At 40.6% G+C, this 24,608-nt stretch carries 42 protein-coding genes; all 42 read left to right on the top strand.

The features are described 5' to 3' along the window. A partial coding sequence (gene tuf / locus VEB00_16945; GenBank protein ID HYF84692.1) for an elongation factor Tu occupies positions 1–1,173 on the top strand: 1,173 nt, incomplete at its 5' end. Positions 1,174–1,707: 534 nt separating this feature from the next. Beyond that, positions 1,708–2,016, top strand: a complete 309-nt coding sequence (gene rpsJ / locus VEB00_16940) for a 30S ribosomal protein S10 (protein HYF84691.1) — start codon at positions 1,708–1,710, stop codon at positions 2,014–2,016. Positions 2,017–2,190: 174 nt separating this feature from the next. Continuing rightward, positions 2,191–2,820, top strand: a complete 630-nt coding sequence (gene rplC, locus VEB00_16935) for a 50S ribosomal protein L3 (GenBank protein HYF84690.1) — start codon at positions 2,191–2,193, stop codon at positions 2,818–2,820. A 32-nt stretch (positions 2,821–2,852) separates the two neighbouring features. Then, positions 2,853–3,476, top strand: a complete 624-nt coding sequence (rplD, locus tag VEB00_16930; protein ID HYF84689.1) for a 50S ribosomal protein L4 — start codon at positions 2,853–2,855, stop codon at positions 3,474–3,476. Further along, complete coding sequence (rplW, locus tag VEB00_16925) at positions 3,476–3,763, top strand: 50S ribosomal protein L23 (protein HYF84688.1); 288 nt, start codon at positions 3,476–3,478, stop codon at positions 3,761–3,763. The genes rplD and rplW overlap by 1 nt, the downstream gene beginning before the upstream one ends. Positions 3,764–3,777: 14 nt before the next feature. Continuing rightward, positions 3,778–4,611: a 50S ribosomal protein L2 gene (rplB, locus tag VEB00_16920; GenBank protein HYF84687.1), complete on the top strand. Its 834-nt coding sequence runs from the start codon at positions 3,778–3,780 to the stop codon at positions 4,609–4,611. 142 nt (positions 4,612–4,753) lie between these two features. Beyond that, positions 4,754–5,038 (top strand): 30S ribosomal protein S19, encoded by a 285-nt coding sequence (rpsS, locus tag VEB00_16915; protein ID HYF84686.1) that lies wholly within the window; start codon positions 4,754–4,756, stop codon positions 5,036–5,038. 54 nt (positions 5,039–5,092) lie between these two features. After that, a complete protein-coding gene (gene rplV / locus VEB00_16910) occupies positions 5,093–5,428 on the top strand; it encodes a 50S ribosomal protein L22 (protein HYF84685.1) in 336 nt (111 codons plus the stop codon). A gap of 16 nt (positions 5,429–5,444) precedes the next feature. Continuing rightward, positions 5,445–6,143 (top strand): 30S ribosomal protein S3, encoded by a 699-nt coding sequence (gene rpsC, locus VEB00_16905; GenBank protein HYF84684.1) that lies wholly within the window; start codon positions 5,445–5,447, stop codon positions 6,141–6,143. Further along, positions 6,143–6,586: a 50S ribosomal protein L16 gene (gene rplP / locus VEB00_16900; protein HYF84683.1), complete on the top strand. Its 444-nt coding sequence runs from the start codon at positions 6,143–6,145 to the stop codon at positions 6,584–6,586. Before rpsC ends, rplP begins: the two co-directional genes overlap by 1 nt. Further along, positions 6,576–6,773: a 50S ribosomal protein L29 gene (gene rpmC / locus VEB00_16895; protein HYF84682.1), complete on the top strand. Its 198-nt coding sequence runs from the start codon at positions 6,576–6,578 to the stop codon at positions 6,771–6,773. The genes rplP and rpmC overlap by 11 nt, the downstream gene beginning before the upstream one ends. A gap of 28 nt (positions 6,774–6,801) precedes the next feature. After that, the gene (rpsQ, locus tag VEB00_16890) at positions 6,802–7,056 is read left to right on the top strand and encodes a 30S ribosomal protein S17 (protein ID HYF84681.1); all 255 of its coding nucleotides are present in this window, start codon (positions 6,802–6,804) and stop codon (positions 7,054–7,056) included. Between the two features lie 22 nt (positions 7,057–7,078). After that, positions 7,079–7,447 carry a 50S ribosomal protein L14 gene (rplN, locus tag VEB00_16885; GenBank protein ID HYF84680.1) on the top strand — a complete coding sequence of 123 codons (369 nt, stop codon included), beginning with the start codon at positions 7,079–7,081 and terminating at the stop codon, positions 7,445–7,447. 14 nt (positions 7,448–7,461) lie between these two features. Continuing rightward, a complete protein-coding gene (rplX, locus tag VEB00_16880) occupies positions 7,462–7,800 on the top strand; it encodes a 50S ribosomal protein L24 (GenBank protein HYF84679.1) in 339 nt (112 codons plus the stop codon). A gap of 23 nt (positions 7,801–7,823) precedes the next feature. Beyond that, positions 7,824–8,363, top strand: coding sequence for a 50S ribosomal protein L5 (gene rplE / locus VEB00_16875; GenBank protein ID HYF84678.1), 540 nt, complete (start codon positions 7,824–7,826; stop codon positions 8,361–8,363). Positions 8,364–8,499: 136 nt separating this feature from the next. Then, the gene (locus VEB00_16870; GenBank protein ID HYF84677.1) at positions 8,500–8,685 is read left to right on the top strand and encodes a type Z 30S ribosomal protein S14; all 186 of its coding nucleotides are present in this window, start codon (positions 8,500–8,502) and stop codon (positions 8,683–8,685) included. Positions 8,686–8,823: 138 nt separating this feature from the next. Continuing rightward, on the top strand, positions 8,824–9,222 hold the full coding sequence (rpsH, locus tag VEB00_16865; GenBank protein HYF84676.1) for a 30S ribosomal protein S8: 399 nt from the start codon (positions 8,824–8,826) through the stop codon (positions 9,220–9,222). Positions 9,223–9,249: 27 nt separating this feature from the next. After that, positions 9,250–9,792: a 50S ribosomal protein L6 gene (gene rplF, locus VEB00_16860; GenBank protein HYF84675.1), complete on the top strand. Its 543-nt coding sequence runs from the start codon at positions 9,250–9,252 to the stop codon at positions 9,790–9,792. A 21-nt stretch (positions 9,793–9,813) separates the two neighbouring features. After that, positions 9,814–10,182 carry a 50S ribosomal protein L18 gene (gene rplR / locus VEB00_16855; protein ID HYF84674.1) on the top strand — a complete coding sequence of 123 codons (369 nt, stop codon included), beginning with the start codon at positions 9,814–9,816 and terminating at the stop codon, positions 10,180–10,182. A gap of 18 nt (positions 10,183–10,200) precedes the next feature. Further along, entirely contained in the window at positions 10,201–10,701 is a 501-nt protein-coding gene (gene rpsE, locus VEB00_16850; protein HYF84673.1) for a 30S ribosomal protein S5, read from the top strand. Positions 10,702–10,713: 12 nt separating this feature from the next. Beyond that, the gene (gene rpmD / locus VEB00_16845; protein HYF84672.1) at positions 10,714–10,893 is read left to right on the top strand and encodes a 50S ribosomal protein L30; all 180 of its coding nucleotides are present in this window, start codon (positions 10,714–10,716) and stop codon (positions 10,891–10,893) included. Between the two features lie 16 nt (positions 10,894–10,909). Further along, positions 10,910–11,350 carry a 50S ribosomal protein L15 gene (gene rplO / locus VEB00_16840; GenBank protein HYF84671.1) on the top strand — a complete coding sequence of 147 codons (441 nt, stop codon included), beginning with the start codon at positions 10,910–10,912 and terminating at the stop codon, positions 11,348–11,350. 1 nt (position 11,351) lies between these two features. Beyond that, positions 11,352–12,608 carry a preprotein translocase subunit SecY gene (gene secY, locus VEB00_16835; protein ID HYF84670.1) on the top strand — a complete coding sequence of 419 codons (1,257 nt, stop codon included), beginning with the start codon at positions 11,352–11,354 and terminating at the stop codon, positions 12,606–12,608. Positions 12,609–12,633: 25 nt separating this feature from the next. Continuing rightward, the gene (locus VEB00_16830; GenBank protein HYF84669.1) at positions 12,634–13,284 is read left to right on the top strand and encodes an adenylate kinase; all 651 of its coding nucleotides are present in this window, start codon (positions 12,634–12,636) and stop codon (positions 13,282–13,284) included. Next, the gene (map, locus tag VEB00_16825; protein HYF84668.1) at positions 13,281–14,027 is read left to right on the top strand and encodes a type I methionyl aminopeptidase; all 747 of its coding nucleotides are present in this window, start codon (positions 13,281–13,283) and stop codon (positions 14,025–14,027) included. The genes VEB00_16830 and map overlap by 4 nt, the downstream gene beginning before the upstream one ends. Before the next feature lie 19 nt (positions 14,028–14,046). After that, positions 14,047–14,310: an RNA-binding protein gene (locus VEB00_16820; GenBank protein HYF84667.1), complete on the top strand. Its 264-nt coding sequence runs from the start codon at positions 14,047–14,049 to the stop codon at positions 14,308–14,310. A 28-nt stretch (positions 14,311–14,338) separates the two neighbouring features. Next, positions 14,339–14,557, top strand: a complete 219-nt coding sequence (gene infA, locus VEB00_16815) for a translation initiation factor IF-1 (protein HYF84666.1) — start codon at positions 14,339–14,341, stop codon at positions 14,555–14,557. A gap of 17 nt (positions 14,558–14,574) precedes the next feature. Beyond that, positions 14,575–14,688 carry a 50S ribosomal protein L36 gene (rpmJ, locus tag VEB00_16810; GenBank protein ID HYF84665.1) on the top strand — a complete coding sequence of 38 codons (114 nt, stop codon included), beginning with the start codon at positions 14,575–14,577 and terminating at the stop codon, positions 14,686–14,688. Positions 14,689–14,783: 95 nt separating this feature from the next. Further along, entirely contained in the window at positions 14,784–15,152 is a 369-nt protein-coding gene (rpsM, locus tag VEB00_16805) for a 30S ribosomal protein S13 (GenBank protein HYF84664.1), read from the top strand. Positions 15,153–15,171: 19 nt separating this feature from the next. After that, positions 15,172–15,570: a 30S ribosomal protein S11 gene (rpsK, locus tag VEB00_16800; GenBank protein HYF84663.1), complete on the top strand. Its 399-nt coding sequence runs from the start codon at positions 15,172–15,174 to the stop codon at positions 15,568–15,570. 20 nt (positions 15,571–15,590) lie between these two features. Continuing rightward, positions 15,591–16,217, top strand: coding sequence for a 30S ribosomal protein S4 (gene rpsD / locus VEB00_16795; protein HYF84662.1), 627 nt, complete (start codon positions 15,591–15,593; stop codon positions 16,215–16,217). Positions 16,218–16,331: 114 nt separating this feature from the next. Further along, a complete protein-coding gene (locus tag VEB00_16790; protein ID HYF84661.1) occupies positions 16,332–17,279 on the top strand; it encodes a DNA-directed RNA polymerase subunit alpha in 948 nt (315 codons plus the stop codon). A 71-nt stretch (positions 17,280–17,350) separates the two neighbouring features. Next, positions 17,351–17,692: a 50S ribosomal protein L17 gene (gene rplQ / locus VEB00_16785; protein ID HYF84660.1), complete on the top strand. Its 342-nt coding sequence runs from the start codon at positions 17,351–17,353 to the stop codon at positions 17,690–17,692. A 193-nt stretch (positions 17,693–17,885) separates the two neighbouring features. Then, positions 17,886–18,725 carry an energy-coupling factor transporter ATPase gene (locus VEB00_16780; GenBank protein HYF84659.1) on the top strand — a complete coding sequence of 280 codons (840 nt, stop codon included), beginning with the start codon at positions 17,886–17,888 and terminating at the stop codon, positions 18,723–18,725. Next, positions 18,710–19,567: an energy-coupling factor transporter ATPase gene (locus VEB00_16775; GenBank protein ID HYF84658.1), complete on the top strand. Its 858-nt coding sequence runs from the start codon at positions 18,710–18,712 to the stop codon at positions 19,565–19,567. The genes VEB00_16780 and VEB00_16775 overlap by 16 nt, the downstream gene beginning before the upstream one ends. Next, the gene (locus VEB00_16770) at positions 19,564–20,355 is read left to right on the top strand and encodes an energy-coupling factor transporter transmembrane component T (protein HYF84657.1); all 792 of its coding nucleotides are present in this window, start codon (positions 19,564–19,566) and stop codon (positions 20,353–20,355) included. The genes VEB00_16775 and VEB00_16770 overlap by 4 nt, the downstream gene beginning before the upstream one ends. Before the next feature lie 158 nt (positions 20,356–20,513). Then, positions 20,514–21,254, top strand: a complete 741-nt coding sequence (truA, locus tag VEB00_16765) for a tRNA pseudouridine(38-40) synthase TruA (protein HYF84656.1) — start codon at positions 20,514–20,516, stop codon at positions 21,252–21,254. A 528-nt stretch (positions 21,255–21,782) separates the two neighbouring features. Next, the gene (rplM, locus tag VEB00_16760) at positions 21,783–22,235 is read left to right on the top strand and encodes a 50S ribosomal protein L13 (protein ID HYF84655.1); all 453 of its coding nucleotides are present in this window, start codon (positions 21,783–21,785) and stop codon (positions 22,233–22,235) included. 2 nt (positions 22,236–22,237) lie between these two features. Further along, positions 22,238–22,633, top strand: a complete 396-nt coding sequence (gene rpsI / locus VEB00_16755) for a 30S ribosomal protein S9 (GenBank protein ID HYF84654.1) — start codon at positions 22,238–22,240, stop codon at positions 22,631–22,633. 174 nt (positions 22,634–22,807) lie between these two features. Then, a complete protein-coding gene (locus VEB00_16750; GenBank protein HYF84653.1) occupies positions 22,808–23,449 on the top strand; it encodes a PilZ domain-containing protein in 642 nt (213 codons plus the stop codon). 99 nt (positions 23,450–23,548) lie between these two features. Continuing rightward, on the top strand, positions 23,549–23,878 hold the full coding sequence (locus VEB00_16745) for a MazG-like family protein (protein ID HYF84652.1): 330 nt from the start codon (positions 23,549–23,551) through the stop codon (positions 23,876–23,878). A 103-nt stretch (positions 23,879–23,981) separates the two neighbouring features. Then, positions 23,982–24,563, top strand: coding sequence for a flavodoxin family protein (locus VEB00_16740; protein ID HYF84651.1), 582 nt, complete (start codon positions 23,982–23,984; stop codon positions 24,561–24,563). Positions 24,564–24,608 lie beyond the last annotated feature (45 nt).

Raw genomic sequence — 24,608 nt, 5'->3', positions numbered from 1 at the left:
CCCCATGTAAACATAGGGACAATAGGTCACGTTGACCACGGCAAGACAACACTTACAGCAGCAATAACAACAGTACTTTCAAAGTTCGGCGGTGCAACAGCTACAAAGTATGATGAAATAGACAAGGCACCGGAAGAAAAGGAAAGAGGAATAACAATAAACACAGCTCACGTTGAGTATGAAACAAAGAACAGGCATTATGCACATGTTGACTGCCCAGGCCACGCTGACTATGTAAAGAACATGATAACAGGAGCAGCACAGATGGATGGAGCTATCCTTGTTGTATCAGCAGCAGACGGTCCAATGCCGCAGACAAGAGAGCACATACTGTTGTCAAGACAGGTAGGAGTACCCTACATAGTAGTATTCCTAAACAAGGTTGACATGGTAGACGATGCAGAACTTATAGAGCTTGTAGAAATGGAAGTTAGAGAACTTCTTAGCGAATATGAATTTGATGGCGACGCTACACCAATAGTACCGGGATCAGCATTAAAAGCACTTGAGTGCGGCTGCGGAAGTGAAGAGTGTGAATGGTGCAAAGGAATACACCAGCTTATGGATGCAGTAGACAGCTTTATCCCAACACCAGAAAGACAGACAGATAAGCCATTCCTTATGCCTGTAGAGGATGTATTCTCCATAACAGGAAGAGGAACAGTAGCAACAGGAAGAGTTGAAAGAGGAGTAGTAAAGGTATCAGACACAGTAGAGATAGTAGGACTTGCAGAAGCTCCAAAGTCAACAGTAGTAACAGGCGTAGAAATGTTCAGAAAGCTTCTTGATCAGGCACAAGCAGGAGACAACATAGGAGTGCTGTTAAGAGGTGTACAGAGAGCAGACATAGAAAGAGGCCAGGTACTTGCAAAACCTGGATCAATAAAGCCACACACACATTTCAAAGCGCAAGTATACGTGCTGACAAAAGAAGAAGGCGGAAGACACACACCATTCTTCAATGGTTACAGACCACAGTTCTATTTCAGAACAACAGACGTAACCGGAGTAATAGATCTTCCAGCAGGAGTAGAAATGTGCATGCCTGGCGACCATATAGAAATGACAATAAAGCTTATCACACCAATAGCTATCCAAGAAGGTTTAAGATTCGCTATTCGTGAAGGCGGAAGAACTGTTGGATCAGGTGCTGTTGCTTCAATATTAGAATAATACAGGTGCGAGGTTGCGAGGTGCGAGGTGCGAGGATTTAGGCAGGGCTTCGGAGGCTTTGCTAAAACCTCGAACCCCGAACCACGTACCCCGAACCACGTACCCCGAACCAAATGTTTTTTTTAGCCATTAAGGACTAGGACTATTCCTAGTCCTTTAGGGCTGTTTTAGAAAATATTTTTAAAAAATGTGATAAAAGTATTGTAATTTGTCCTAAAATGTTATAAAATATGTAAGGTTGCGAAACTTAGCATGCGATGAAGTAAGAGGTTGCAGATTAACCCTTGAAAGAGGTGTATTCTGGGAAGGCACAGCCGAAGGTTCTTACGGCTGGCGAATTCTTGCTGAGTATTGTCCGTTTCTAGAATTCGGGCGACTCTACTGATTATTATGTTTCTCTGGGTGGGAAGTTTAGTGCCTTGGCTTATTGCCGGACACTAATAAAAAAATAGAACACACCCGGGTGAGTGTATAACAGTATGCGGTTGCACGTAAGCAAATTAAAGCGTGCGATGAAAAGGAGGGAATTGAAAAATGGCAAAACAGAAAATTAGAATCAGGTTGAAGGCATACGATCACATACTGATCGATCAGTCAGCAGAAAAGATAGTAGAGACTGCAAAGAGGACAGGCGCAAAGGTGTCAGGTCCGGTGCCGCTGCCGACTGAAAAGGAAATAATCACAGTACTTCGTGCAGTGCACAAGTATAAGGATTCAAGAGAGCAGTTCGAAATGAGAACTCATAAGAGACTAATCGATATATTGAATCCAACACCAAAAACTGTTGACTCACTTATGAGACTTGACTTGCCAGCTGGTGTTGACATCGAAATAAAACTGTAATAACTGGTACGAGGTTCGAGGTTCGGGATACGAGGAGTAGGGGCGAACAGTGTTCGCCAGTAAAATCTTCGAAGCAATACTAAATCCGCGCAACTCGAAACGCGTAACACGTAACAAGATTAAATTTAGTATGACCGCTAAGCGGTCCGCTGTAAATTTGGAGGTGTAATATAAATGAAAAAAGCGATACTGGGCTTAAAAGTAGGAATGACTCAGGTATTCGATAAAACAGGCAGAGCAGTTCCTGTAACTGTAATAGCTGCAGGCCCAAACTTTGTAGTTCAGAAAAAAACAGTAGAGAACGAAGGGTACGCAGCAATACAGGTAGGTTTTGACGATAAAGCCGAGAGAAAAGTTACAAAGCCTATAAAAGGTCATTTTGCAAAGGCAAAGATTGCAACAAAAAGATATCTTAGAGAATTTAGACTTGAAGATTCAGCAGCTTACGAAGTAGGCCAGGAAATAAAGGCGGATGTCTTTAAAGAAGGCGACAAAGTTGATATAAGCGGCGTATCAAAAGGTAAAGGCTTTGCGGGTGTCATCAAGAGACATAACTTCCACAGAGGGCCTATGGGACATGGTTCCAAGTTTCACAGGGCAGTAGGTTCAATGGGTGCATCATCAGATCCATCAAGAACAATCCCCGGCAAGAAGCTTCCAGGTCATATGGGGGCAGTAAATACAACAGTAGTAAACCTCGAAGTTGTCAAGGTTGATCCGGATAGAAACTTTATCCTTGTAAAAGGTGGAGTTCCCGGAATAAGAGGTTCACTGGTAATGATTAAGAATACTGTGAAAGTTTAATAAAACGTTCGGGGTAGAAAGGAGGATGTAAAATGCCTAACGTAGCACTTTATAACATAAGTGGCAAACAGGTTGGAGAAATCGAATTAAATGAGAATATATTCGGTGCAAACGTAAACATTGAAGCAATGCACCAGGTAGTTAAAATGTACTTGGCAAACCAAAGACAAGGAACTCAGTCAACCCTCACAAGAGCTGAGGTAAGAGGCGGAGGAATCAAGCCTTGGAGGCAAAAAGGTACAGGAAGAGCAAGACACGGAAGCATCAGGTCACCACAATGGAGACACGGTGGTATCGTATTCGCTCCGAAGCCAAGATCATACAGGTACTCCGTACCTAAGAAGATAAAGAGAATTGCAATGAAGTCAGCACTTTCCTCAAAGGTTAATGACAACAATGTAGTTGTAATTGAAGAGCTGAACTTTGATGCTCCAAAGACAAAACAGGTTGTAAGCTTGCTTCAGAACCTGAAGGTTGATTCCAAGACTCTCATAGTTGTTGCTGACAATAACGAGAATATTGTTAAGTCCGCAAGGAACATTGAGGGAGTTAAGACAGCTTTCGTAAATACATTGAACGTATATGACATTTTAAAATATGACAAGTTCATTATAACTAAGGACGCTGTTAAAAAAGTCGAGGAGGTGTTTGCATAATGAACGCTTATGATATAGTAAGAAGACCGGTAATAACAGAAAAAGCCATGAGCGAAATGGCAGACAAGAAATACACCTTCATCGTTGATGTCAATGCGAATAAGACTGAAATAAAAGATGCTGTAGAAGAGATATTCAAGGTAAAGGTTGACAGGGTCAACACAGTTAGAGTAATGGGCAAGATGAAGAGAATGGGAAAATATGAAGGAAGAAGACCGAGCTACAAGAAAGCAATCATAAAGCTCAAAAAAGATAGCAAGGGAATCGAATTCTTCGAAGGACTGTAAAAGGAGGAGAAAAAATGGCAATTAAAAAGTATAATCCGACTTCTCCAGCTAGACGTAACATGACGGTTTCAACCTTTGAAGAAATAACTAAAACAGAACCGGAGAAGTCCCTGGTTGAAATATTAAAAAGTAAAGCTGGAAGAAACAATCAAGGTAAAATTACAGTTAGACATCAAGGCGGCGGACATAAGAGAAAGTACAGAGTAATTGACTTCAAGAGAGACAAGGTTGATGTATCGGCTACCGTTTCAGCAATAGAGTACGATCCAAACAGATCGGCTAACATAGCACTTCTTACTTATGTTGATGGCGAAAAGAGATATATCATAGCCCCTAATGGCCTTAAAGTAGGAGATTCAGTTATATCATCAACTACTGCTGATATAAAGGTTGGCAATGCATTACCGCTTAAGAACATACCTGTAGGTACAATAATCCACAATATAGAGCTTAAGGCAGGCAAAGGAGCTCAGCTGGTAAGATCAGCAGGTAACTCTGCTCAGCTTATGGCCAAAGAAGGGGATTATGCTCAGGTAAGACTGCCATCCACTGAAGTTAGAATGATAAGAATTGAATGTAAAGCTACAATCGGTCAGGTAGGAAACCTGGATCATGAAAACATATCAATGGGTAGCGCAGGCAGAAACAGACATTTAGGTTGGAGACCAACAGTAAGAGGTTCCGTAATGAATCCTGTAGACCATCCGCATGGTGGTGGTGAAGGTAGGTCGCCAATAGGAAGACCAGGACCTGTTACTCCTTGGGGTAAACCAACACTCGGATATAAGACTAGAAACAAGAAGAAGTCTTCAAGTAAGTTCATTGTTAAGAGAAGAAATACGAAATAGAACAGTTGGTTACGAGTTGCGAGTTTCGAGTTGCGAGTATTTGGGAAAGGCTTCGTAGTCTTCACTGGCGAACACTGTTCGCCCCTACATCACGTAACGCGTAACGCGAAACCCGAAACAGTGTATGAAAGGAGGCAAATCAATGAGCCGCTCAACAAAAAAAGGACCTTTTGTAGATGTAAAATTATTAAATAAAATTATAGATATGAATAAGGCAAACAAGAAGGTTGTGCTTAAGACCTGGTCAAGGAGTTCAACAATATTTCCTGAAATGGTTGGTCATACCCTCGCGGTATATGATGGCAGGAAGCACGTTCCTGTATACATGACAGAGGATATGGTTGGTCACAAGCTGGGTGAATTTGCTCCCACCAGAACTTTCAGAGGCCATGGACATCACACAGAAAGGTCCTCAGCTCTGAAATAGGAAGCAATATAAAATTAAGCAAACCTAGCGATAATTTGGAAGGAGGTATTACCTGTGGAAGCTAAGGCTAAAATTATGCATATTAGAATTTCCTCGAGAAAGGTTAATATAGTTATAAATTTAATTAGAGGCAAAAAGGTTGGAGACGCATTTGCAATATTAAAGCATACTCCAAAAGCTGCATCAGCGATAATGGAAAAACTTTTAAAATCAGCAGTGGCTAACGCCGAGAACAACTTCAACATGAATGTAGACAAATTGTATATTTCAGAGGCTTATGCCACTCAGGGACCTACACTTAAGAGATTTATGGCAAGGGCAATGGGTAGAGGCGTAAGTATACTCAAGAGAACAAGCCATATAACATTGGCGGTTAAGGAAAAAGAGTGAAGAAGGAGGGATTTTAGTGGGTCAAAAGGTAAATCCACACGGTCTTAGAGTTGGTATCATTAAAGATTGGGACACAAAATGGTACGCAGATAAGAAGCAGTTTGCAGATTTTCTAATAGAAGATAACAAAATAAGAGAATTTTTGAAACCGAGGCTTTATGCTTCCGGAGTTTCAAGGATTGAAATAGAAAGAACCGCTGGAAAGATAAAGGTTAACATACACGTTGCAAAACCAGGTATGGTAATCGGAAAAGGCGGAGCTGGAATCGAAGAGCTTAAGAAAGCTTTAGAAAAACTCACAAGCAATAAGGGTGTTTCAATAAACATCACAGAAATAAAGACAGCGGAAATGGATGCTCAGCTTGTAGCTGAAAACATAGCAGCACAGCTGGAGAAGAGAATATCATTCAGAAGAGCAATGAAGCAGTCAATGCAGAGAACAATGAGAATGGGCGCAAAGGGTATAAAGACCATGTGTGCAGGTCGTCTCGGCGGCGCTGAAATTGCAAGAAGCGAATGGTACCGTGAAGGAACAATTCCTCTACAGACTTTGAGAGCCGATATAGATTATGGATTCGCAGAGGCAAATACAACCTTTGGGAAAATAGGTGTTAAGGTCTGGATATATAAAGGGGAGGTTCTTCCACAAGCCAAAACTCGTAATATCGAGCCGGCTAAGCTGAATGTAGCAGCTACGGAAGGAGGAGAAGCATAATGTTAATGCCAAAAAGAGTAAAGCACCGTAAGCAGATGAGAGGCAACATGAGAGGTAAGGCAACAAGAGGCAACGTTATAGCGTATGGTGAATTTGGACTTCAGGCTACGGAACCAGGTTGGATTACAAGCAACCAGATTGAGGCAGCCAGACAGGCAATGACAAGATACACAAAAAGAGGCGGTAAGATCTGGATAAAGATATTCCCGGATAAGCCAGTAACACAGAAGCCTGCTGAAACTCGTATGGGTTCCGGTAAAGGTGCTCCAGAGCACTGGGTAGCTGTTGTAAAGCCGGGCAGAGTATTATTTGAGATGGCGGGGGTTGAGGAAGAAGTAGCTAGAGAAGCTCTTAGGCTTGCAGTGCACAAACTTCCTATCAGGTGTAAGTTTGTAACCCGCCAGGAAACTGATGAAATGGTTGGTGATGCAAATGAAAGCTAACAAAGTTCGAGATTTGTCAGTAAATGAATTGGAACAGAAGTTGGTTGAGTTAAAAGGAGAGCTTTTTAATCTTAGATTTCAAATGGCTACAGGACAGCTTGAAAATCCGATAAGGGTAAGAGATGTTAGGAAATCTATAGCTAGAATAAAAACCATCCTTAGAGAAAAAGAACTTAAGTCCGTATAGGCAAAGTAGGAAGAAGGAGGTTTAGACTTTGGATAGAAAGAATAGAAAGACCAGATTAGGCAAGGTCGTAAGTGATAAGATGGATAAGACAATAGTTGTAGCTATTGAAACACTGGTTCGTCATCCGCTTTACGGCAAATCAATGAAGAGAACAACAAAATTTAAAGCACACGATGAAAATAACGAGTGCAAAATGGGCGATAAAGTAAGAATTATGGAAACAAGGCCTTTAAGCAAAGATAAAAGATGGAGACTTGTTGAAATAATCGAGAAAGCTAAGTAAAATTCCGAAAGGAGGGTTTTGAATGATTCAACAAGAAACGCGTTTAAACGTTGCAGATAATTCCGGAGCAAAGGAGCTTCTGTGCATACGTGTAATGGGTGGTTCCATGAGAAGATATGGAAACATTGGAGATATAATAGTTGCTTCTGTTAAAGACGCAACACCAGGCGGTGTTGTTAAAAAGGGAGACGTTGTAAAAGCCGTTATCGTTAGAACTGTAAAGGGTATGAGACGTCCCGATGGAAGCTATATAAGATTCGATGACAATGCAGCAGTTATCATTAAGGACGACAAGCAACCAAAAGGAACCCGTATATTCGGGCCTGTTGCAAGAGAACTTCGTGAAAAGGATTTTATGAAAATAATATCCCTTGCACCTGAAGTGCTTTAAGGGAGGTGTATTGAATGGCAAATGCAGAAGTTAAAAAGTTGCACGTTAAAAAGGGAGATACAGTAGTGGTAATCTCCGGCAAGGACAAAGGCAAAAAAGCTAAAGTGCTTGCAGCCTTACCAAAGGTAGATAAAGTACTTTGTGAAGGTATCAACATGAACAAGAAGCACAAGAAACCCGGCAAGGGCATGCAGCAGGGCGGTATAATACACCAGGAGTCACCAATATTCAGTTCTAAGGTTATGCTTTGGTGCGGAAAATGCGAAAAAGGCGTTAGATTAGGACACAGAATACTTGATGATAATTCAAAGGTTAGATACTGCAAGAGCTGCGGTGAAGTATTAGATAAATAATCTTTGAAGGGAGGTAAAAAGAAATGGCCAGACTAAAAGAGAAATTCCTGAAAGAAGTAGCTCCTGCGATGATGCAGAAGTTTCAATATAAGAGCGTTATGCAGATACCAAAGCTTGAGAAGGTAGTAATAAATATGGGTTTGGGAGATACTAAGGACAATGCCAAAGGCCTTGATGCCGCAGTATCAGAGCTTGGAACAATAACAGGCCAGAAACCAGTTGTTACAAAAGCAAGAAAGTCAGTTGCAGCGTTCAAAGTTAGACAGGGAATGTCAATCGGTGCGAAGGTTACACTTCGCGGTGAGCAGATGTATGAATTCGTTGACAAACTGCTTAATGTGGCTCTTCCTAGAGTAAGAGACTTCAGAGGGGTATCAGCAAAGGCTTTTGACGGAAGAGGAAACTATTCCCTTGGAATAAAGGAACAAATCATATTCCCTGAAATAGAGTATGAAAAAATTGACAAAGTAAGGGGTATGGACATTATATTTGTGACCACAGCCGAGACTGACGAGGAAGCAAGGGAACTCCTGAAACTCCTCGGAATGCCTTATGCAAGCTAGGTGCCTCTTTACAGAAAGAATTGCTAATCCTGTAGAGGCACAAAAGCAAGGAAGTGCATTTTTAACACTTGAATAAAGAGAAATCTGTTGTGTTAAAAAGCACTTAGTAGCAAAACTGCGTGAAGGAGGTAAAATTGTGGCTAAAAAGTCAATGTTATTAAAGCAGCAGGCAACACCAAAGTATAAGACCAGAGCATATACAAGATGCAGAATATGTGGAAGACCACACTCTGTTTTGAGAAAGTTTGGTATCTGCCGTATTTGCTTCAGAGAATTGGCGTACAAAGGACAAATACCAGGTGTTAAGAAAGCTAGCTGGTAAGATGATATAGTTAGTGTCTATTCGGGACACTGTGAGAATATAACATAGTTTCAGATAATTACCCAAAAGTGCTTAGCACTTAATGGACTGCAGTTTACAGCGTGTCCATGAATTACGGTATAAGGGAGGTTAAGATTAATGGTTACAACTGATCCAATTGCTGATATGCTAACCAGAATCAGGAATGCTAATATAGTTAAACACGATACTGTTAATATTCCTACTTCAATAATGAAGAAGGCTATTGCGCAGATCCTGCTTGATGAAGGATATATAAAGGGTTACGAGATAGTTGAAGACGGAATTATGAGCGTAATCAAAATAGGCCTTAAATATGGATCAAACAAGCAGAAGGTTATTACAGGCTTAAAGAGAATAAGCAAACCGGGACTTAAAGTGTATGCAAAGAATGAAGATATACCAAAGGTACTTGGAGGACTAGGCATAGCAATCATTTCAACATCCAAGGGGATAATGACAGACAAGAGTGCAAGACTCCAGGGCGTTGGCGGAGAAGTGCTTTGCTACGTTTGGTAAAATCTTACGTATAGAGGAGGTGCAAGCATGTCACGTATAGGAAGATTACCAATATCAATTCCCCAGGGAGTTGAGGTAAAAATAGCTGATGACAATACGGTTTCAGTTAAGGGACCAAAGGGTCAGCTTGTTAGAAAGATGAATGAAGATATTAATATAGCAATTGAAGACGGCAAGGTAATAGTTACAAGACCTTCCGATCAAAAAATGCACAGAGCGCTGCATGGGCTTACAAGAGCACTTGTAAATAACATGGTTGAAGGCGTTTCAAAAGGATTCGAAAGAATACTTGAAATAAACGGTGTTGGTTACAGAGCTGCTAAAGCTGGAAAGAAGCTTACACTTACAATGGGTTACTCACACCCTGTTGAAATGGATGATCCGGAAGGGATAACAACTGAGGTTCCGGCTCCAAACAGAATAGTTATAAAGGGTTCAGACAAGGAAAAGGTTGGAATACACGCTGCTAATATCAGACAGGTAAGAAAACCTGAACCTTATCTAGGAAAAGGAATCAAGTACTCTGATGAAGTAATCAGACGTAAAGAAGGTAAAACAGGTAAGAAATAAATAGCAAAGGGGTGACAAAGGGTGATAACTAAAGACAGTAAGAACAGCACTAGGCTGAAAAGACATTTAAGGGTGAGAAAGAAGCTTGAAGGGACAACAGAAAGACCAAGATTGAATGTCTATAGAAGCCTTAATAACATATATGCTCAGATAATTGATGACGTAAAGGGTGTTACTTTAGTATCAGCCTCAACTCTGGATAAAGAGTTAAAGGATAATCCAGGTCATGGCGGAAACAAAGGAGCAGCTAAAGCGGTTGGCGAATTAGTAGCAAAGAAGGCCCTTGAAGCTGGCATTAAGTTGGTTGTTTTCGACAGAGGCGGATATATATATCACGGAAGAGTTAAGGAACTGGCTGATGCAGCAAGAGAAGCCGGATTGGAATTCTAGGATAAGGGAGGGAAATAAATGCAGCCAATAGATGCAAGTAAACTTGACCTTAAGGAAAAGGTTGTTGCTATAAATCGAGTTGCTAAGGTTGTTAAAGGCGGTAGAAACTTCAGATTCAGCGCCATAGTAGTTGTTGGAGACTTAAATGGCTATGTTGGAGTTGGCACCGGAAAATCAGTAGAAATACCTGAAGCAATTAGAAAAGGTATCGAAGATGCCAAGAAGAATCTTGTAAAGGTAGCTATAGTTGGAACTACAATACCTCATGAGATTATCGGAGTTTCTGGCTCAGGCACAGTGCTTCTGATGCCGGCAAAAGAAGGTACTGGTGTTATAGCTGGAGGTCCAGCCCGTGCGGTTCTTGAACTGGCAGGGATAAAGGATATCAGAACAAAATCCTTAAGATCAAACAATCCAAGAAATATGGTAAACGCTACAATCCAAGGGCTGGCTTCATTAAAAACTATTGAAGATGTAGCAAAGCTCAGAGGTAAAACCGTTGAAGAGATATTAGGCTAGGAGGGAATAACCTTGGCTAAGATAAGAGTTAAATTAGTAAAGAGTATAATTGGAAGAAAAGATGACCAAATCGCAACAGTAAAAGCTTTGGGACTCAAAAAGCTTAACAGCGAAGTAGAACATGAAGCTACACCTCAGATAAGAGGTATGGTACAGAAGGTTATACATTTGGTTGAAGTAAAGGAAATGTAATCAAGGAGGTGTAAACATGAAATTACACGAACTTAAACCTGCAGAAGGTTCTACCAAATCAAAGAAGAGAATTGGTAGAGGTACAGCTTCCGGTCAGGGCAAGAGCGCAGGCAAAGGTCAAAAAGGGCAGAATTCTAGATCTGGCGGCGGAGTAAGGCTTGGTTTCGAAGGCGGACAGATGCCTCTATATAGAAGACTTCCAAAGATTGGTTTCACGAATATATTCAGAAAAGAATATGCCGTTGTTAACCTCAGTGACCTCGAAAGATTCGACAACGGAACAGTTGTCAATCCTGAAATGTTAAAAGAAGTAGGCTTGGTAAAAGCAATGCTTAGCGGAGTTAAGATACTGGGCAATGGCGACCTTACAAAGAATTTGACAGTACAGGCACATAAATTCAGCAAAACAGCTGCAGACAAAATCGCAGCAGCAGGAGGAAAGGTAGAGGTGGTATAAGGTGTTTAACACAATAAGAAATGCTTGGAAGATACCAGATCTGAGATTCAAAATGCTTTTCACACTCGGAATGCTTATTATATACAGACTGGGAAGCTTCATTCCTGTACCTGGTATGAATACCGATGCTCTAGCACAGCTTATTGATAGCGGAGGTTTACTCGGATTCTTCGATGTTATTTCAGGTGGAGCATTTAAAAACTTTGCTGTATTTGCAATGAACATAACACCTTATATTAATGCAACCATTATAATGCAGCTTCTAACTATAGCTATTCCTAGTCTTGAAGCTCTCGCCAAGGAAGGCGAAGATGGACGAAGAAAGATAGCACAGTATACAAGATATGGTACAGTTGTGCTGGCACTTATCCAGGCTCTGGCTTTAGCTTATGGACTTAGGGGATATCTTCTGAGAACAGATACTGCATCAATATTGCTGGTTGCACTTTCACTTACAGCTGGAACTGCATTCCTGATGTGGCTCGGTGAGCAGATAAACGAAAGAGGTATCGGAAATGGTATATCTCTCATAATCTTTGCAGGTATAGTTTCAAGAATCCCGTTGGGAGTTACGAAGCTTATCTCTCTTTACAAGGCAAAAACAACTAATCTCATTGAGATAGTGCTTTTCGTGGTATTTGCAATACTTATAATCATGGGTGTTGTACTTATACAGGAAGGCCAGAGAAGAATACCTGTACAGTATGCAAAGAGAGTTGTTGGTAGAAGAATGTACGGCGGACAGAGCACTCATATTCCGCTCAAAGTAAACCAAGCCGGAGTTATACCGGTTATATTCGCAATGTCGTTAATAGCGTTCCCAGGTCAGATTGCACAGTTCTTTCCGAATTCTGGTGCATATAGGTTCTTCAACACATATTTCAATTGGGGAACTTGGGGCCATGGAATACTATACGCATTCCTTATTATTGGATTTACATACTTCTACACAGCAGTTACCTTCAACCCAATAGAAGTATCCAATAACATCAAGAAGTATGGCGGATTCATACCGGGAATTAGACCTGGAAAACCAACTTCCGATTTCATAACAAAATCATTAAACAGAATAACATTAGTAGGTGCATTTTTCCTCGCTTTTATCGCTATAGTACCTATATTCCTTATGAACTTCACTGGTATCAAGGTGTATTTCGGAAGTACTTCACTGCTTATCGTTGTTGGTGTTGCTATGGACTTTGTAAAGCAGATTGAGGCACAGATGGTAATGAGGAATTATCAAGGTTTCTTGAAATAGATAATTGTGGGATTGGAGAGTAGAAATGAGGATAGTGTTGTTAGGTTCTCCAGGGTCCGGTAAAGGTACCCAGGCGAGCCGGATAGAAAAAAAGTATTCAATACCTCACATATCCACTGGGGATATATTTAGAGACAACATTAGTAGAAATACCCCAATAGGTGTAGAAGCAAAGAAGTATATTGAGAAAGGCCTATTGGTTCCCGACGATTTGACTCTCGAGATAGTAGAAAATAGATTTCTTGAAGATGATTGCAAAGAAGGATTCCTACTGGATGGTTTCCCAAGAACTTTGATTCAGGCGTTAGCCTTAGACAAAGAGCTTGAAATTATAGCAAAAAAGCTTCGTGCAGTTGTAAACCTGGAGGTATCTGATAAAACAATTATTGAAAGAATGACCAACAGGAGAGTCTGCAGTAATTGTGGCGAGAACTATAACTTATGCTTTTACAGACCCGTATTGGATGAAATTTGTGACAAGTGCGGAGGAAAGCTGTATACACGAGAAGATGACAAGATAGAAACGGTCGAAAACCGTTTGAATGTATATAAGAACCAGACATTTCCTCTTATAGATTATTACAATAAAAAGGGTATTCTAGTTACAGTAAATGGTGAGCAATATGCCGATAAAGTATTTGACGATATAATTAAAGCATTGGAGCGATTTGAATGATAAGTATAAAATCTCCTAGAGAAATTGAACTGATGCGAATCGCAGGCAGAATAGTTGCGGAGACCCATGAACGCTTAAGAGAGGTAATTAGACCTGGCATTACTACAATGGAACTCGATACAATTGCAGAAGCATATATAAGAAAAAGTGGAGGGATACCTTCATTTAAAGGTTATAATGGATTTCCTGCCAGCATATGTTCATCTGTAAATGAACAGGTTGTACACGGCATGCCGGGTCCCATAGTGTTAAAGGATGGCGATATAATAGGCATCGATATTGGGGCTATTTATGACGGTTACCACGGGGATGCAGCCCGATCCTATGGGATAGGGCAGATAGACGATGAATTGAAAAGGCTTTTAAGGGTGACCGAAGAAAGCTTCTTCAAAGGGATTGAATATGCACTGTCCGGTAACCGGCTGTCGGATATCTCTCATGCGATACAAAAGCATGTGGAGTTAAACGGATTTTCCATAGTTCGGGATTTTGTCGGTCATGGAATTGGAACCAGCATGCATGAAGAGCCACAGATACCTAATTACGGGCTGCCTAACAAAGGGCCTCGACTTGTAGTCGGTATGGCACTTGCCATTGAGCCCATGGTGAATCAGGGCAAATATGCCGTTAAAGTTCTAAAAGACGGTTGGACAGTAGTAACTGCTGATGGAATGCCATCAGCACATTATGAAAACACAATTGTTATAACCAATGGCGAGCCGGAGATATTAACGCTTTTGTAGGCCATCGGAAGGTGAATATATGCAGGATATAAGTATTGGGCAGATAGTAATATCAACTGCCGGACGAGATAAAGACGACAAATTCGTTGTTTTGTGTATAATTGATGACCAGTATGTCTATATTTCTGATGGGGACATTAGAAAGCTTGAGAAGCCTAAGAAAAAGAAGATAAAGCATCTTAAGATACTGAATTATGTTGCAGAGGATGTAAAAGGCAAATTGGAGTCTAAAGAGAAGTTAAATAACAGCGAGATCAGGAAACTATTAAAATCTATTGATTGATATCGGGAACAGGAGGTTTGATTACCTTATGTCGAAACAGGATGTAATAGAAGTAGAAGGAAAAGTCGTTGAAGCTTTACCTAATGCAATGTTTCAGGTAGAACTTGAAAACGGTCATAAAATTTTAGCTCATATATCCGGTAAACTCAGAATGAATTTCATTAAGATTTTACCTGGAGATAAAGTAACAATTGAATTATCGCCCTACGATCTTACCAGAGGCAGGATCACTTGGCGCGGTAAATGATACAGGGAGGGTTTAAGATGAAAGTTCGACCATCAGTAAAGCCTATGTGTGAAAAATGTAAGATAATCAGAAGGAAAGGCAGAGTAATGGTCATCTGCGAAAATCCTAAACACAAACAAAAACAGGGTTAAAACCAATTTTGGGAGCGCGGCTGACCCACAGAAGTATGGGTGTTCCCTATTGATTTTAGTATAAACTCAAAACCAATTAGGAGGTGCAAGTACTAATGGCGAGAATTGCCGGTGTTGACTTACCGAGAGACAAACGAGTAGAAATTGGTCTCACATATATATTTGGTATTGGAAGAGCAACATCAAATAGAATTTTGGCAGAAGCAGGTGTGAGTCCTGATACAAGAGTAAAAGATTTGACCGAAGCTGAAATCGGAAGATTAAGAGAAGTAATTGATAGAAGCGTTAAGGTTGAAGGCGATTTAAAAAGAGACATAGCTTTAAATATAAAAAGATTAATAGAAATAGGATGCTACAGAGGATTACGTCACAGAAGAGGACTTCCAGTAAGAGGACAGAGAACAAAGACAAACGCAAGGACAAGGAAAGGTCCGAAGAAAACTGTTGGTGTAAGAAGAAAGTAGTTAAAGGAGGTTTGCTTGAATGGTAGCAAAGCCAAAGGCTAAGAAAACCAGAAAGAGAAAAGAAAGAAAGCATGTTGAAAGAGGAGCTGCACATATTCAGTCCACTTTTAACAATACAATAGTTACCTTAACAGACAGCGTAGGTAATGCACTGTCTTGGTCCAGTGCCGGTTCACTTGGCTTTAGAGGATCAAAAAAGAGCACACCATTTGCTGCACAGATGGCAGCAGAAGTTGCAGCTAAAGGTGCAATGGAACATGGTCTTAAAACAATAGAGGTATATGTAAAAGGACCTGGCGCAGGTAGAGAAGCAGCTATAAGATCACTTCAAGCTGCAGGACTCGAAGTCAGTCTTATTAAGGATGTAACTCCAATACCTCACAATGGTTGCAGACCACCAAAACGTAGAAGAGTTTAGTTATTGAGGAGGTGTGATAGATGGCAAGATATACAGGTGCAAAATGTAGACTATGCAGACGTGAAGGAACTAAGCTTTATCTAAAGGGCGACCGTTGCTACACAGATAAGTGCGCAATTGCAAGAAGGGCATATGCTCCAGGTCAGCACGGCCAGAGCAAGAAGAAAATGTCTGGTTACGGTACACAGCTTAGAGAAAAGCAAAAGGTCAGAAGAATATATGGCATACTGGAAAAACAGTTCAGAGCCTACTTTGAAGTGGCTGAAAGACAGAAGGGCGTAACAGGGGATAACTTGTTAAGACTTTTGGAGCTCAGACTTGACAATGTGGTATACAGAATGGGCTTTGGTGAATCCAGGAATGAGGCTAGACAGCTTGTTAGACATGGACATTTCACAGTAAATGGTGGGAAAGTAGATATACCATCCTATCAGGTAGGTCTTAATGATCTTATCGCTGTAAAACCAGGCAGTAAGAGTACTGATAAGTTTAAAGAGCTTGCAGAAAACTCCGCAAGCAAGACAGCTCCACAATGGTTGTCAATAAATACTGATATGATGGATGCAAGGGTTGTTGCTCTTCCAGTAAGAGAAGACATTGACCTACCAATAGAAGAGCATCTCATTGTCGAGTTGTATTCAAGATAACTAGCTCTTTGTGTAGCATATGCAATAGAAAATGTAGTTTTTTTGATAAATTAAATGAATCAGTTACCCTCAGAATGTTTTTGAAAGCTATAGATAAAAGGAGGGTTTTGTCGGATGATTGAAATAGAAAAGCCCAAAATAGAATGCATTGAGATGTCGGATGATTTTACTTTTGGAAAGTTTGTTGTGGAGCCTCTAGAGAGAGGTTACGGCGTTACACTTGGGAATTCATTAAGAAGGATACTTCTTTCTTCACTTCCCGGTGTAGCTGTTACTTCTATTAAAATAGACGGCGTGCTCCATGAGTTTTCCACGGTCCCTGGCGTTGCAGAAGATGTGATAGAGATAATATTAAATATCAAACATCTTGCTCTGAAAATGCACGGGGACAACACCAAGATAATCAAGATAGACGTTCAGGGTGAGCGAGAAATAACGGCTGGAGATATCATCTGTGATGCTGATATTGAAATCATAAACCCTGACCTTCATATAGCTACGCTGGATGAAGGTCACAGATTCTACATGGAAATGACTGTAGAAAAGGGTAGAGGCTATCAGACATCAGAGAAGAATAAGCAGTCAGGACAGCCAATTGGAGTAATTCCGATAGATTCAATTTTCACACCGGTTAGAAAAGTCAACTACTTGATTGAGAATACAAGAGTAGGCCAGGTCACTGACTTTGACAAGCTGGTGCTTGAAGTTTGGACAAATGGTACTATAAAGCCGGATGAATCAATAAGCTTCGGCGCCAAAATACTTAGCGAGCATTTGAAGCTATTCATAACCTTGACTGAGCATGTTGGCAATGTTGAAATAATGGTAGAGAAGGAAGAGGACAAGAAAGAAAAGGTTCTTGAAATGACTATTGAAGAGCTGGACCTTTCAGTCAGATCCTTTAACTGCTTGAAGAGAGCCGGTATAAATACAGTTGAAGAGCTTACCCAGAGGACAGAAGAAGACATGATGAAGGTCAGAAATCTGGGAAAGAAATCGCTGGAAGAAGTGCAGCAGAAGCTTGAAGCCCTCGGCTTAGGCTTAAAGATGAGCGAGGATTAAACTTCCAAGCAATGATTATACCCGAAAGATATAAGTAGGGTAGTGAATACAATACAAGAGGAGGTATTGCAATGGCTGGATATAGAAAGCTGGGACGTCCTACGGATCAGAGAAAAGCTATGCTTAGGAATTTAGTTACTTCATTCCTTGAGCATGGGAAAATGATGACCACTGAGACTAGGGCTAAAGAAACCCAGAGCATTGCCGAAAAGATGATAACTCTCGGCAAACGCGGCGACCTGCATGCAAAACGTCAGGCTTTAGAATTTATAACAAAAGAAGATGTAGTCAAAAAGTTATTTGATGAAATAGCACCAAAGTACAAGGAAAGAAACGGTGGCTACACAAGAATAGCAAAGGTAGCACCAAGACGTGGCGACGCGGCAGAAGTAGTTGTATTGGAACTAGTATAGCAGCAAGCAAAAATTATATAGAACTATCAGGGATTAAGTGACTACTTAGTCCCGTTTTGCTATGGATGGAAAATTGTTGCGGGTTACGAGTTACGAGTTACGCGTGATTGCTAGGGTTGGACTTCGCAGCCCTGCTATCAACGCGAAACGCGAAACGCGAAACGCGAAACCATAATATAAAGAAGGAATAAATATGGCAAATATGATTAGTACACAAAACGTTAAATTTGAATACAACACACACAGCGGCAGTACGAATATGGCTTTGGACGATATAAATATATCTATAGAGAAGGGTGAGTTTGTAGCTATACTCGGGCATAACGGATCGGGGAAATCTACACTTGCAAAGCACTTCAATGCGCTGCTGCTGCCCAGTGGAGGCACTGTATATGTAAAGGGAATGGATACGAAAGACGAAAAGCTGATGTGGAATATCAGGCAGACTGCCGGCATGGTGTTTCAGAACCCTGACAATCAAATTGTAGCCACAATTGTTGAGGAAGATGTAGCCTTCGGGCCTGAGAACCTGGGGGTCGAACCTTCTGAAATACGAAAAAGAGTGGATGAAGCCTTAAAGACGGTAGAAATGACTGAGTACACAACACACGGTCCTCATCTGCTGTCCGGAGGTCAGAAGCAAAGAGTTGCTATAGCAGGGATAATTGCCATGAAACCAGCATGCATCATCTTTGATGAACCTACAGCACTTCTTGACCCATCAGGGAGAAAAGAAGTGATGGATACAATAGTAAGGCTTAATAAAGAAGAGGGAATAACCATAGTATTGATAACTCACTACATGGATGAAGCAATAAAAGCAGACAGGATATGTGTAATGAAAAGCGGCAAGGTCATCATGGAAGGAAAGCCAAAGGATATATTCAAGGAAGTGGAAGCAGTAAAAAATGCAGGACTTGATGTTCCGCAGGTTACAGAATTGAGTTACAGGCTGAGTAAGGAGGGTATAAAGCTGCCCCCGGATATTCTGACTGTCGAAGAAATGGTGGTGGAGCTATGCCGGTTAAAGTAGAGAACCTGACCCATGTTTATATGAAGGATTCAGTCTTTGAGCACGTTGCCATAGACAATATCAGCTTCGAGATACAGGATGGAGAATTCCTCGGACTGATAGGGCATACAGGCTCAGGCAAGTCAACTCTCATACAGCATTTAAACGGGCTTTTAAAGCCCAGTAGCGGTAAGATATTTATAGATGGAGCAGAGTTGAATTCTAAAGAGGTACAAATGAAGAAGATCAGGCAGAAGGTCGGCTTGGTTTTCCAATACCCCGAATATCAGCTCTTTGAGGAAACTGTATATAAGGATATCGCTTTCGGCCCACATAACTTGGGCTTGAATGAGGCTGAAGTCGACAAGAGGGTCCGGGAATCAATAGGGCTTGTAGGACTGGACTTTGATAAGATAAGCAATGTATCACCCTTTGAACTTAGCGGCGGCCAAAAAAGAAGAGTCGCAATTGCAGGAGTGTTGGCTATGGAGCCTAAAGTACTAATATTGGATGAACCTGCTGCAGGTCTGGATCCAAAGGGCAGAGATGAAATACTGGGTGGAATAAAGACGCTCCATGAGAAGCAGAAAATCACAGTAATACTAGTATCGCACAGCATGGAGGACATAGCTAACCTGGTAGATAAGGTTCTGGTCATGAATAAAGGTAAAATTGCATTCTTTGATACTCCAAGAAATGTATTCAAAGAAGCCGAAACTCTTGAGAAAATTGGGTTGGGCGTACCACAAGTAACTTATCTTGTACGGGAGCTTAGAAAAAGAGGATTTTCCATTGCTGACTGCATAAATATTGACGAAGCAAAAAATGAGCTTTTGAAGCTCTTTAGAGGTAATCAGATATGATTAAGGATATTACGATTGGGCAGTATATTCCAGGCGATACCCCGATACATAACCTGGACCCCAGGATTAAGATTATTATAACCTTTGCTTTTATAACATTATTATTTTTGGTTGGGAATTACTTTTCGTACCTTTATATTGTTGCTTTCATGGGCTTGATCTTGGCACTCTCAAAGATATCTTTGAAGTTTATATTCAAAGGCCTGAAACCATTGATTGTGATAATTTCATTGACAGTTATACTAAATGTTTTCATGACACAGGGGGAAGTGCTTTACTCAAAATGGGGGCTTGCAATTACACGTGAAGGCTTATATCAAGCAGGCTTTATGGGTTTGAGGCTGGTATTCCTGATAACCGGAGCATCTCTCCTGACCTTGACAACATCACCTATAGCCTTGACAGATGGTATAGAAAAGCTGCTGAATCCCTTTAAGAAAATAGGAGTGCCTGCTCATGAGCTGGCAATGATGATGACAATTGCGCTGCGGTTTATTCCAACTCTTCTGGAGGAAACAGATAAGATTATGAAAGCGCAAATGGCAAGGGGAGCGGATTTCGAAACAGGAAATCTGATAAACAGAGCCAAAGCCATGGTTCCACTTTTAGTTCCTCTATTCATCAGCGCCTTCCGTAGAGCAGATGAATTAGCACTGGCTATGGAGGCAAGATGCTACAGAGGCGGCGAGCAAAGAACCCGAATGAAGCAGTTGAAACTTGAGTTCAGGGATTACAGCGCTGTGCTTATAACGACTTTATTCTGTGTTCTGATAATTTGGAGTAGGTAAGCCCTGGGTTATTCTTTGGAGTATTGCCACGAGCCACGAGCCACGAGTATTCAAGTAATGCTTCGAAGGGATTCTGGAGCACGAAGCACGAAGCACGAAGCAAAAAAAGTACTTGGGTTTTAGACTCCTAATAGTTTAAAGTAAGTAGGTATGTGAGCATGCGAAACATTAAGCTGATAATTGAATATGATGGGACGAATTACAGCGGGTGGCAGATACAGGAAAACGGTCCTTCAATACAGGGATCATTGGAAAAAACACTGCTTGCTATTACGGGTGAAAAAATTAGAATAAACGGTGCGGGCAGGACAGATAAAGGAGTACATGCCATAGGACAGGTAGCAAGTTTTACTACAGTCAGCTCAATACCCCCGGAAAGGTTCCTATATGCTTTGAATGGTTTGCTTCCACGGGATATTGTAATAAAGGATTCAAGAGAAGTGCCCCTCGATTTTCATGCGAGGCATAGCGCAATCGCGAAAAGATACAGCTACCTTATCAATAATAGTAAAATTCCTTCTGCGCTGCTTAGAAATTATGCATATCATGTAAAGTATTGTGAAAGATTAGATATAGATAGGGTTGAGAAAGCGGCAGAAGCTTTTTTAGGCACTTATGATTTTTCAGCATTTATGGCCACTGGCAGCGTGGTTTCTAGTACTGTAAGGACAATATATGAGATTTCTATAGAAAAAGAAAAGGATTTGATTCGCTTTATTTATAAAGGCAGCGGTTTCTTATATAATATGGTTCGTATAATTACTGGTACTCTTTTGTATTCTGGAATTGGCAAAATTGACCCGGATGACATAAAGGATATAATAATGTCTAGGGACAGGAGCAGAGCTGGCTTAACTGCTCCAGCATGCGGTTTATATTTGGAAGAGGTATATTATTAGCTCTAGGGTAGTATGAATGTCTTGTTACGCGTTTCGCGTTTCGTGTTTCGCGATTTAAGAAAGTGCTTCGAAGACTTGCTTTCATACTCGTAACGCGCAACCAGTTCCTTCAAGAAATGCCACTGGTATTTTACCATAATGGAGTTATTTGTCTTGACACACGTGGTTCAATGTATTACAATATTATATGTTGCGAACTGTGATTCATAGCCCCGAATCACTTGCGACACGTTTATATGAAAAGAATTGACAACATGCGTGACGTTGAATTATATATAGCATACTCCTTTTATGCGAAAGAGCGGCTTGCTTTGTGAAGTGGAACATGAATGCCGGCGGCAAAGTCAGCATTAAAATGGCGTAGCGCATAAAAACTTTTTATCAATCATAAATGACATATTGAACGCATAAGAGCATCCATATTGGGTATAGTGCGAATTCAATAACAACCAAGTTAACATTTACGCAAAATCTGAACTAAAGATTTAAAGTGGGTTTTGCGAAATATTTAGACAAGGAGTGAAGAAGATGAAGTCTTATATACCAAGTGCCGAAAAAATTGAGAGAAAATGGTATGTAGTTGACGGAACCGATAAGGTTCTCGGACGGCTTGCAAGCGAAGTTGCAAAGATATTAAGAGGTAAGAATAAGCCGATATATACGCCTCACATTGATACAGGTGATCACGTAATAATAATAAATTGCGACAAGGTTGTACTTACTGGAAAGAAGCTTGACCAGAAAATGTACAGGACAGTTACAACTCGTCCTGGCAGCATGAAGGAGACTCCATACAGAAAGTTCATGGCTGAACGATCTGACAAAGCCGTATATGAAGCAGTAAAAGGTATGCTTCCTAAAAACAGCTTAGGTAGAAAAATGCTTACAAAGTTAAGAGTTTACAAGGGCGCTGAACATGAAAATGCGGCTCAGATGCCTGAAGTGCTTGAACTTGACGTAAGAGTTGAAAGGAGGAAGTAACTGTGGCTAAGAAGGTTCAATATTTTGGAACAGGAAGAAGAAAGCACTCCGTTGCGAGAGTTAGACTGGTTCCTGGAGAAGGTAAAATTGTAATTAACAATAGAGAGATAGATAACTATTTTGGTTTGGAGACATTGAAGCTTATTGTTAGACAGCCTCTGGTTCTTACAGAAACACTTTCAAGATTTAATGTATTGGTAAATGTTGTTGGTGGTGGTTTCACAGGCCAGGCAGGTGCTATAAGACATGGTATTTCCAGAGCACTTTTGGAAGCTGATAAGGAACTTAGACCTATGCTTAAGAAAGCAGGATTCCTTACAAGAGATCCAAGAATGAAGGAAAGAAAGAAGTACGGACTCAAAAAAGCAAGAAGAGCTCCTCAGTTCTCAAAACGTTAATATTTGCTATACAGAAATTAAGAGAAGGTATTATGCCTTCTCTTTTTGTATAAATAACTATATACATATTAAAAACGACAAATTACAATAAATATAATGCCGGCTAGCAACACTATTTGATATAATAGTATAAAATGTCCGTCACAGATAGAACTGTACCAGGGAGGGAAGCATATGATGGAGTTCAAGCTGGGACAGCTTGTCGTTATAATATCAGCGTTTACAGAAGTCGAAGTATATGGGAATATCAAACTCATAACTGACAGATCTATTACTCTGACTGTGAAGACAACCGGACTTCTGAAGGAAGGCTGGGATATACTCTGCCTTGTCATTGATAATATGGAAATGTATGAATTTTATAGTAAGGTCGAGTTTCTGGATGGGACTAGCGTTTTGATAGAAAGACCTATTGAAAAAGGGTTAAGCGAAATAGAGAAAAGAAGATTTAACAGAGTAGACTGTGAAATCGGCTTTGTTGCCAGGCCAATGATTATAAATAATGTTTCCGTAGCAAAGTCAGGTAAGACGTTTAATGGAGTAATAAAGAATATAAGTGCAGGAGGGGTATTGGCAGAGACGAATCTTTGTCTACCAAAGGATACAGTTTTTGCTTTTAAGCTCAAAGCCAATTATTTCATAGAATGCATAGCCAGAGTAAGAAGAGTCAGTGAAGTGCCTAATTCGAAAATGTATGAAATGGGCTGTGAATTTATCAACATGAGTGAGGAGAATACCAAGATTATATCCATGTTTACGTTTAAGGAGCAGCTTAAGAAGAAACAGAAAGAACTTTATGAGAGTGTATTTAAGTAGGGGCGATTCATGAATCGCCCGTACAAGGTTTCGAATATATTTAGGACAAGAAACAAATTACATGAAATAATAAACGGAAAAGAATTGGGGGAATTATTTGTGGATAAATTTGTAGATACAGAGTTCAAGAGCATCAGTTTGCCCAGACTTAATAATCTTAAACCCAACATAGAGTCTACAGCCCTGAAGCTGATGGAGGAAGCAGGAGAACTGGCACAGCTGATTGGAAAGTTCAGAGGGTTAAATGGAGAAAATTGCAAAATGGAAGAAAAGCAGGCAATTGACAGAATAGCTGAGGAACTGCTCGACGTGGCTCAAGTAGCGATTTCCATGATGTTTGTATTGGAAGAAAGCTACTCTATAGATATTCAAGGGAAGGTTCAGAGTCATATTGAGAAGCTAATAAGGAAAGGATATATAAAGGGCTAATGTGATGGACGCTGGGGCAATGGTTGCGCGTTACGCGTTTCGAGTTCCGCGAATTAGGGCATGACTACGAAGATTTATACAGAAGAGAGGGTAAACATACATAATGATAAACGTTTTGGCCATATATGGAAGTCATAGAAGAAATCAAAACAGCGATATGCTGATTGATAAGATGCTTGAGGGTATTGGGAGAGATGGAGTAAGCGTGGAGAAGATATATGCTTCCTCTCAGGGTATAAAAAGCTGCACCGCTTGTGAAGGCTGTTACAAGCTGGGCCGATGCGTCATTAAGGATGAAATGCAGCAAGTTTATCAAGCTATTGATAGAGCAGATATTGTTATATCATCGTCACCAGTATATTTTCATACAGTAACTTCTGATCTTAAGAAGCTTATTGATAGGTGCCAGGCTGTCTGGGCAAGCAAGTATAAGACAAACAGCAGCTTAATATCTAAAAAGCATAGGATTGGTTATATTGCATGTACTGCGGGAGAACCGGAGGAAAGAAGCTATTTTGGTTGTACTATCAAGGTTTTTGAGCTATTCTATAAGTGCATAAATACAGAGATTATAGGGAGTTTGCTTGTCTCTAATGTAGATAATAATCATGTCAGGGATAGGGCAGATATACAGTTTGAAGCCCATGAGGCCGGGCGCAGATTGAGAGAAAGCTTCGCCGAATAAGTATTTGGAGGGACAATGCCGAATATATAAGAAGCTTTGCAGAGG

It is taken from the genome of Clostridia bacterium (genome assembly GCA_035628995.1).
In the GTDB taxonomy this organism is placed as follows: domain Bacteria; phylum Bacillota; class Clostridia; order Lutisporales; family Lutisporaceae; genus BRH-c25.
This window is presented reverse-complemented; position numbering and strand designations above follow the sequence as displayed.

Bases quoted from the DNA above. Each gene is read 5' to 3' on its own strand.
- rpsJ (HYF84691.1), top strand. From the start codon at position 1,708: ATGGCAAAACAGAAAATTAGAATCAGGTTGAAGGCATACGATCACATA.
- rplC (HYF84690.1), top strand. From the start codon at position 2,191: ATGAAAAAAGCGATACTGGGCTTAAAAGTAGGAATGACTCAGGTATTC.
- rplD (HYF84689.1), top strand. From the start codon at position 2,853: ATGCCTAACGTAGCACTTTATAACATAAGTGGCAAACAGGTTGGAGAA.
- rplW (HYF84688.1), top strand. From the start codon at position 3,476: ATGAACGCTTATGATATAGTAAGAAGACCGGTAATAACAGAAAAAGCC.
- rplB (HYF84687.1), top strand. From the start codon at position 3,778: ATGGCAATTAAAAAGTATAATCCGACTTCTCCAGCTAGACGTAACATG.
- rpsS (HYF84686.1), top strand. From the start codon at position 4,754: ATGAGCCGCTCAACAAAAAAAGGACCTTTTGTAGATGTAAAATTATTA.
- rplP (HYF84683.1), top strand. From the start codon at position 6,143: ATGTTAATGCCAAAAAGAGTAAAGCACCGTAAGCAGATGAGAGGCAAC.
- rpmC (HYF84682.1), top strand. From the start codon at position 6,576: ATGAAAGCTAACAAAGTTCGAGATTTGTCAGTAAATGAATTGGAACAG.
- rplN (HYF84680.1), top strand. From the start codon at position 7,079: ATGATTCAACAAGAAACGCGTTTAAACGTTGCAGATAATTCCGGAGCA.
- rplX (HYF84679.1), top strand. From the start codon at position 7,462: ATGGCAAATGCAGAAGTTAAAAAGTTGCACGTTAAAAAGGGAGATACA.
- rplE (HYF84678.1), top strand. From the start codon at position 7,824: ATGGCCAGACTAAAAGAGAAATTCCTGAAAGAAGTAGCTCCTGCGATG.
- rpsH (HYF84676.1), top strand. From the start codon at position 8,824: ATGGTTACAACTGATCCAATTGCTGATATGCTAACCAGAATCAGGAAT.
- rplF (HYF84675.1), top strand. From the start codon at position 9,250: ATGTCACGTATAGGAAGATTACCAATATCAATTCCCCAGGGAGTTGAG.
- rpsE (HYF84673.1), top strand. From the start codon at position 10,201: ATGCAGCCAATAGATGCAAGTAAACTTGACCTTAAGGAAAAGGTTGTT.
- rplO (HYF84671.1), top strand. From the start codon at position 10,910: ATGAAATTACACGAACTTAAACCTGCAGAAGGTTCTACCAAATCAAAG.
- VEB00_16830 (HYF84669.1), top strand. From the start codon at position 12,634: ATGAGGATAGTGTTGTTAGGTTCTCCAGGGTCCGGTAAAGGTACCCAG.
- map (HYF84668.1), top strand. From the start codon at position 13,281: ATGATAAGTATAAAATCTCCTAGAGAAATTGAACTGATGCGAATCGCA.
- VEB00_16820 (HYF84667.1), top strand. From the start codon at position 14,047: ATGCAGGATATAAGTATTGGGCAGATAGTAATATCAACTGCCGGACGA.
- infA (HYF84666.1), top strand. From the start codon at position 14,339: ATGTCGAAACAGGATGTAATAGAAGTAGAAGGAAAAGTCGTTGAAGCT.
- rpmJ (HYF84665.1), top strand. From the start codon at position 14,575: ATGAAAGTTCGACCATCAGTAAAGCCTATGTGTGAAAAATGTAAGATA.
- rpsM (HYF84664.1), top strand. From the start codon at position 14,784: ATGGCGAGAATTGCCGGTGTTGACTTACCGAGAGACAAACGAGTAGAA.
- rpsK (HYF84663.1), top strand. From the start codon at position 15,172: ATGGTAGCAAAGCCAAAGGCTAAGAAAACCAGAAAGAGAAAAGAAAGA.
- rpsD (HYF84662.1), top strand. From the start codon at position 15,591: ATGGCAAGATATACAGGTGCAAAATGTAGACTATGCAGACGTGAAGGA.
- VEB00_16790 (HYF84661.1), top strand. From the start codon at position 16,332: ATGATTGAAATAGAAAAGCCCAAAATAGAATGCATTGAGATGTCGGAT.
- rplQ (HYF84660.1), top strand. From the start codon at position 17,351: ATGGCTGGATATAGAAAGCTGGGACGTCCTACGGATCAGAGAAAAGCT.
- VEB00_16780 (HYF84659.1), top strand. From the start codon at position 17,886: ATGGCAAATATGATTAGTACACAAAACGTTAAATTTGAATACAACACA.
- VEB00_16775 (HYF84658.1), top strand. From the start codon at position 18,710: ATGCCGGTTAAAGTAGAGAACCTGACCCATGTTTATATGAAGGATTCA.
- VEB00_16770 (HYF84657.1), top strand. From the start codon at position 19,564: ATGATTAAGGATATTACGATTGGGCAGTATATTCCAGGCGATACCCCG.
- truA (HYF84656.1), top strand. From the start codon at position 20,514: ATGCGAAACATTAAGCTGATAATTGAATATGATGGGACGAATTACAGC.
- rplM (HYF84655.1), top strand. From the start codon at position 21,783: ATGAAGTCTTATATACCAAGTGCCGAAAAAATTGAGAGAAAATGGTAT.
- VEB00_16750 (HYF84653.1), top strand. From the start codon at position 22,808: ATGATGGAGTTCAAGCTGGGACAGCTTGTCGTTATAATATCAGCGTTT.
- VEB00_16740 (HYF84651.1), top strand. From the start codon at position 23,982: ATGATAAACGTTTTGGCCATATATGGAAGTCATAGAAGAAATCAAAAC.